This is a genomic window from Pseudomonas citri (assembly GCF_025336485.1).
GTDB lineage: Bacteria > Pseudomonadota > Gammaproteobacteria > Pseudomonadales > Pseudomonadaceae > Aquipseudomonas > Aquipseudomonas citri.
Genome location: NZ_JAODAB010000007.1, coordinates 130226 through 136601, shown reverse-complemented (window position 1 = coordinate 136601; position 6376 = coordinate 130226). Strand labels below are relative to the sequence as shown.

General features: G+C 62.9%; 4 protein-coding genes. 3 read left to right on the top strand and 1 reads right to left on the bottom strand.

Annotated elements, in window-relative coordinates; genetic code table 11:
• Positions 1-78 precede the first annotated feature (78 nt).
• Positions 79-1230: a macrolide transporter subunit MacA gene (gene macA, locus N4Q37_RS11160; RefSeq protein ID WP_260957911.1), complete on the top strand. Its 1152-nt coding sequence runs from the start codon at positions 79-81 to the stop codon at positions 1228-1230.
• 2 nt (positions 1231-1232) lie between these two features.
• On the top strand, positions 1233-3194 hold the full coding sequence (locus N4Q37_RS11155; RefSeq protein ID WP_260957909.1) for a MacB family efflux pump subunit: 1962 nt from the start codon (positions 1233-1235) through the stop codon (positions 3192-3194).
• 91 nt (positions 3195-3285) lie between these two features.
• On the opposite strand, the gene N4Q37_RS11150 is transcribed toward N4Q37_RS11155, so the two are convergent.
• Positions 3286-4626, bottom strand: coding sequence for a diaminobutyrate--2-oxoglutarate transaminase family protein (locus tag N4Q37_RS11150; RefSeq protein ID WP_260957906.1), 1341 nt, complete (start codon positions 4624-4626; stop codon positions 3286-3288).
• A gap of 287 nt (positions 4627-4913) precedes the next feature.
• Here N4Q37_RS11150 and N4Q37_RS11145 point away from each other — a divergent pair, with 287 nt between their 5' ends.
• On the top strand, positions 4914-6344 hold the full coding sequence (locus N4Q37_RS11145; protein ID WP_260957904.1) for an efflux transporter outer membrane subunit: 1431 nt from the start codon (positions 4914-4916) through the stop codon (positions 6342-6344).
• Positions 6345-6376: the final 32 nt, after the last annotated feature.

Genomic DNA, 6376 nt, shown 5'->3' with positions numbered 1-6376 from the left:
CCGCGCCCCCCAGGGGCGCTTACCTGGAGCCCGGCGCCGTACTGGCCGGGCCTGAATTCAACGCACATAGAGTTATTTATGGAAAAGTCGAAGTTTCGCAGAATCGCTATCGTGCTTGTCCTGGTCGTGGTCACCGGCCTGGTTTTCTACAGCGCGCAGTCGCCGGGAAAACCACCGGAGTACCTGACTGCCACGGTCGAGCGCACTGACATCGAGAACGCGGTCCTTGCCACCGGGACACTCCAGGGCGTCAAGCAGGTGGATGTCGGTGCCCAGGTATCGGGGCAGTTGAAGTCACTCAAGGTCAAGTTGGGCGACAAGGTGAAGAAGGGCCAGTGGCTGGCGGAAATCGACCCGTTGATCGCGCAAAATACGCTTCGCCAGGCCCAGGTCAACGAAGAAAACCTGAAGGCGAAGCGGCAAGCCACCGCAGCACAACTCAAGGATGCGAAAGCCACCTACGATCGCTACAAGGTGCTGCAACCGGACGACGCGATTTCCAAGCAGGAATACGAGACCGCCGAATCGAACTACAAGGTGGAGGCTGCCAACCTGCTGTCCCTCGATGCACAGATCAAGGACGCGCAGATCCAGGTGGAAACGGCCCGGGTCAACCTGGCCTACACCCATATCGTCGCGCCCATCGACGGCTATGTCGTGGGGATTGTGACCCAGGAAGGCCAGACCGTGATCGCCGAGCAACTGGCGCCGGTGCTGCTCAAGCTGGCCGACCTGGACACCATGACCGTCAAGGCACAGGTGTCCGAGGCTGATGTGATTCATATCGTTCCCGGCCAGGAGGTGTATTTCACCATCCTGGGGGAAGCGGAAAAACGTTACTACGCCACCCTGCGGGGCACCGAGCCGGCACCGCAGAACTTCCTCGAGACGCAGACCGCCGGCACGCCCAAGCAGAACACCGCGGTGTTCTATAACAGCCTGTTCGACGTGCCGAACCCCGACCATCGCCTGCGCATTTCGATGACGGCCCAGGTCCGTATCGTCCTGGACAAGGCCAAGGCCGTGCTGACGGTTCCGGTTGCCGCCCTGGGCGCGAAGAACCAGGATGGCAGCTACGTGGTCCGCGTGCTGGACGCTGAAGGCAAGGCCCAGCCGCGTAATGTGCAGACGGGCATCAATAACAATGTCAGGGCTGAAATCAAGGATGGCCTGGTCGAAGGTGACAAGGTGGTCATTGGCGAGCCGACCCCAGCCGTGGCAGGAGCCTGACCATGACCCGACCACTGTTGGAACTCAAGGGGATCACCCGCAGCTTTCAAGCGGGCGAAAAGGCTTTCATCGCGCTCAAGGACATCAACCTGACGATCAACGCCGGGGAAATCGTGGCGATCACGGGAGCGTCCGGCTCCGGCAAATCCACCCTGATGAATGTGCTTGGCTGTCTCGATCATCCGAGTTCCGGCAGCTACAAGGTGGATGGACGTGAAACCGGTTCGATGGACGACCATGAACTGGCGGTGCTGCGTCGTGACCATTTCGGTTTCATCTTCCAGCGTTACCATTTGCTGCCGCACCTGAGCGCTTTGCACAACGTCGAGATGCCCGCCATCTATGCCGGCACCGGCGAGTCGCAACGCCAGCGCCGTGCCGGCGAACTGCTGGGACGTCTGGGGCTGACAGGGCACCAGGGCAATCGACCCAGTCAGCTCTCGGGCGGACAGCAGCAGCGGGTGAGTATCGCCCGGGCCCTGATGAACGGCGGCGACATCATCCTCGCCGACGAACCTACCGGTGCGCTGGACACCGCCAGCGGCAAGGAGGTGATGAAGATCCTGCTGGAACTCAACGCGGCGGGGCACACGGTGATCATCGTGACCCACGATGATAAGGTGGCTGCCCATGCCCAGCGCATCATCGAGATCCGCGACGGCGAGATCGTCAGCGACCGACTCAACCCGCAGCGACCGCTGGAAGATCCGTCGGCACAGGCGACACGCCCGGCCAGGGTCAAACCGTCGAACCGCCTGCTCGCCAGCTTCGGGTTGTTCAGCGAAGCGTTCAACATGGCCTGGGTGGCGTTGATTTCGCACCGCATGCGCACCCTGCTGACCATGCTGGGCATCATCATCGGCATCACGTCGGTGGTATCGATCGTGGCCATCGGCGAAGGGGTCAAGCAGTACGTCCTGAAGGACATCGAGGCGATCGGCAGCAATACCATCGAGATCATGCCCGGGGCGGACTGGGGGGACAGTCGCTCGACGGCTATCGAAACCCTGGTGCTGTCCGATGTCACGGCCCTGAGCGATCAGTACTACATCGACAGCGCCACCCCCAACCTCGGTCGCAACCTGTTGCTGCGCTACCAGAACATCGACGTCAATGCGACCGTCAACGGTGTGAGCGAGAGCTACTTCCAGGTTCGCGGGATCAAGATCGGCTCGGGGGTAGCGTTCAACAAGGATGACGCCCGGCGGCAGTCGCAGGTGGTGGTGATCGACCATAACACCAGCCAGCGACTGTTCGGCCCGCACACGGACCCGCTGGGCAAGGTGATCCTCGTCGACAACCTGCCTTGCACCGTCATCGGCGTGACCGAGGACCGCAAGAGCGTCTTCAACACCAGCAAGAACCTGAACGTCTGGATGCCCTATGAAACGGCGGCGGGACGCTTGCTGGGCCAGCGCTTCCTGGACAGCATCACGGTCCGGATAAAGGACGGGCAGCCGAGCAAGCTGGTGGAGGACAACGTGGTCAAGCTGCTGGAGCAGCGTCACGGCATCAAGGACTTCTTCACCTACAACCTCGACAGCGTGCTGCAGACGGTCCAGAAGACCAGTCAGTCGCTGGCGTTGCTGCTCTCGCTGATCGCAGTCATCTCACTGGTGGTGGGGGGCATCGGCGTGATGAACATCATGCTGGTTTCGGTGACCGAGCGAACCCGTGAAATCGGCATCCGCATGGCGGTCGGCGCACGTCAGTCCGATATACGCCAGCAGTTCCTGGTGGAAGCGGTGATGGTCTGCCTGCTGGGGGGGGCGATCGGTATCGGCTTGTCGTTCAGCATCGGCTATGTCTTTTCGATCTTCGTCAAGGAATGGCAGATGGTGTTCTCGATGGGCTCGATCGTCACCGCCGTGGTCTGTTCGACCCTCATCGGCATCGTGTTCGGCTTCGTACCCGCCCGTAACGCCGCACGACTGGACCCCATCAACGCACTGGCGCGCGATTGACGCCGACCCTGGCGGGAACCAGCTTCACCCTAGCCTGAGCTGCTTGCGAAGAGGGGAGACCATCCCCCCTTCGCACGCCTGGTGATGAGCTTTACACCGCTTCGCGAGCTGCGTGCGGGCGGTTTTCACTGACTTTGCCGACGGCCTGTTCGAACCGGTCCAGCACCATGCCGACCTCGCTTTCGGAGATGGTCAGCGGGGGCAGGAAACGGAGTACCGCGCCATGGCGTCCGCCGGTTTCCATAATCAAGCCGTTATGGAAGCAATTGAGCTTGATGGCCTGGGCGCGAGCGCCATCGGCCTTGCCGGCACGCTGGTGGCTGGCCGGCTGGGTGATCTCCACACCGATCATCAGCCCGCGACCACGGATGTCGCCAATGAACGGGAAACGCTGGGCGATGTCCCGCAGGCCGCTTTCCAGGCATTGCCCCATCCGGGCTGCGTGGGGGACCAGGTTGTCTTTCTTGATCTGGCGCATGGTGGCCGTCCCGGCGACCATCGCCACCTGGTTGCCGCGGAAGGTGCCGGCGTGCATGCCCGGTCCCCAGGTATCCAGATGTTTGGCATACACGATGACCGAAAGGGGATAGCCGCCACCGATGGCTTTTGACAGCACCAGGATGTCCGGCACGATGCCGGCGTGCTCGATGGCGAACGTGCTGCCGGTACGGCCCAGCCCGGTCTGGACTTCGTCGACGATCAGCAGGATGTCCTGCTCGAGGGTGATTTCGCGCAAGGCCCTCAGCCAGTGGGCCGAGGCCGGGATGCAGCCGCCTTCGCCTTGCACCACTTCAACGATCACCGCCGCCGGTTTGGCGACGCCGCCCTCGGGGTCCGACAGGACGGTGCGGATGTAGTCGATGGACAACTGGTCGGTGTGCTCACCGTCCGTGCCGAATGGGCAACGGAACCGATAGGGGAATGGCAGGAAATGCGTGCCTTGGGCGATCAAGCCGTCGCCGGTCTTCGGTGACAGCTTGCCCATGGCGGACAACGATCCGGCCGTCATCCCGTGGTAACCGCCGTGGAAGGCCATCAGCGGCGAGCGCCGGGTGTAGTGGCGCGCCAGTTTGATGGCCGCCTCGACCGCATCCGAACCGCTGGGCCCGCAGAAAAGAATCTTGCTGGTGTCACGCATTTTTGCCGGCAATGTCGAGAACAGTTCCTGCACGAAAGCATGCTTGGCCGGGGTCGCCAGATCGAGCGCCTGTTGCAGGTGATCGCCGCTCAGGAACTGCATCACGGCGTCCCGCACTTCAGGCGGATTGTGCCCCAGGGCCAGGGTCCCGGCGTTCGACAGGCAATCGAGAAACTCCTGGCCGCTGGCGTCCTTGATGCGCATGCCCTTGCCGCTGACGAACAGCCGCTGGAAGGTTTGCGCATAGGTCCGGGCATTCGACTCGACGTTTTCAAGGTAAGTGAGTGCTTCCATATTCGATCATCCATTGGCTATGGAAAGTGAGCCGAGCGGGGTCTTTTCTTTCGAGGCTCGACGACAGGTGCAGCCTTTGCAGGTCCGGGGCATTTCAACAGTACCCCGGGTTTATCGCGAATTTTCTTGCCGGCACCTGTCCCCGTATTCCACGCCAGACACAAAAAACGGTGCAGGGTTAAATGCCTGCCACACGAGCCTCGTCAAGCCAGCACCCGCGATCCGCCATTTGTCTCCAGGATGTTGATGTCGCGTTTTTTATCGTCACCAGGCCTCAAGAGAACGCCATGCCTGTCTTCTCGTCCCCACAGCGCCGTTTGCTGATGACACTGTGCGCAGTGGCCTTGAGTGGCTGCGTGCTGGGCCCTGACTATCGGCTGCCGGCGGTCCCGGTGGCCGCCCGCTGGCAAGCGCCGGTGCCCCATGGCGCGTCCGTAACCGGTTTGGCCGACTGGTGGCAACAATTCGATGACCCCGCGTTGGCCGAACTGTTGCGCCTGGCCGAGGCCGACAGCCCGTCCATGGACCAGGCCTGGGCCAATATTTCGTTGGCCCGGGCAACGGCGGCCGGTGACGCGGCCGACGCCTGGCCACGGGTCGACGGCAGTCTGTCCGGCGGGCGGGGCGGTCAACAGACAGGTTCCCAACGCCTGAGTGGATCGGGTTCTTCCTCCGCGATGGATGCGGCCTGGGAGCTGGACCTGTTTGGCAAGTTGCGTCGCAACAACGAGGCCGCCAGGTCCCGTGTCGAGGCGCGGGTGGACGACTGGCATGACGCACGGGTCTCCCTGGCCGCCCAGGTCGGTGACTACTACGTGCAGTATCGAGGGTGCCAGAAACTGGTGGTGGCTTACCGCGACCAGACCCAGTCGCAACAGGACACCGCGCGGATCACTCGCCAATCGTTCGAGGCCGGCTTTACCTCGTCCGCCGATGCGGCCCTGGCCGATGCGAGTGCAGCCAGCAGTGCGGCGACGTTGGTCCGGCAACAGAGCGAATGCCAGGTGTTGCTCAAAAGCCTGGTGGCGCTGACCGGCAGCGATGAGGGGCGGCTGGTGGAGGTGCTCGGGCATACCCCGGCGCAACTGCCGCAACCGGCCGAGCTCAACGTGCAACAGATCCCGGCTGATCTTTTGCGCCAGCGTCCCGACCTGGCGTCCAGCGAGCGTGAACTGGCAGCGGCGAATGCGGAAATCGGTGTGGCCCAGGCTGAACGCCTGCCGAGCCTGAGCCTGGCCGGCACTTTTTCGGTGGGCACCACAGCAGGCCAGCGTAATCGCTCTTGGTCGCTGGGCCCGGTGTTGTCGATTCCGCTGTTCGATGGTGGCAAGCGCCGCGCGGCCGTGGACGGAGCCAGGGCCACGTATGAGGCCGCCCTGGCCGTTTATCGCCAGACGCTGCGCACCAGCGTGATGGAGGTCGAACAGGCCCTGGTGCGCCTGGATGCGGCTCGTCGCCGCGAGTCGGATGTCGAGCGTTCCACCGCCGGCTTTCGTGAGTCGTTCCAGGCCATCGACCGCAGTTGGCAGGCCGGCAACGTCAGCTTGCTGGACCGCGAAACCGCTCGCCGCCAGGCGCTGACGGCGGAGATCGAGTTGATTACGTTGCAGCAGGACCAAGTGCGTTACTGGATCGCCTTGTACAAGGCCTTGGGGGGTGGTTGGCAGGCCAATCAGCCGTTGGCACGGATTCGGACGTCGAGTGGAGAGGGTGCGTGAGATCCAGGTTGGGTAAATATGCGCTGGCAGTC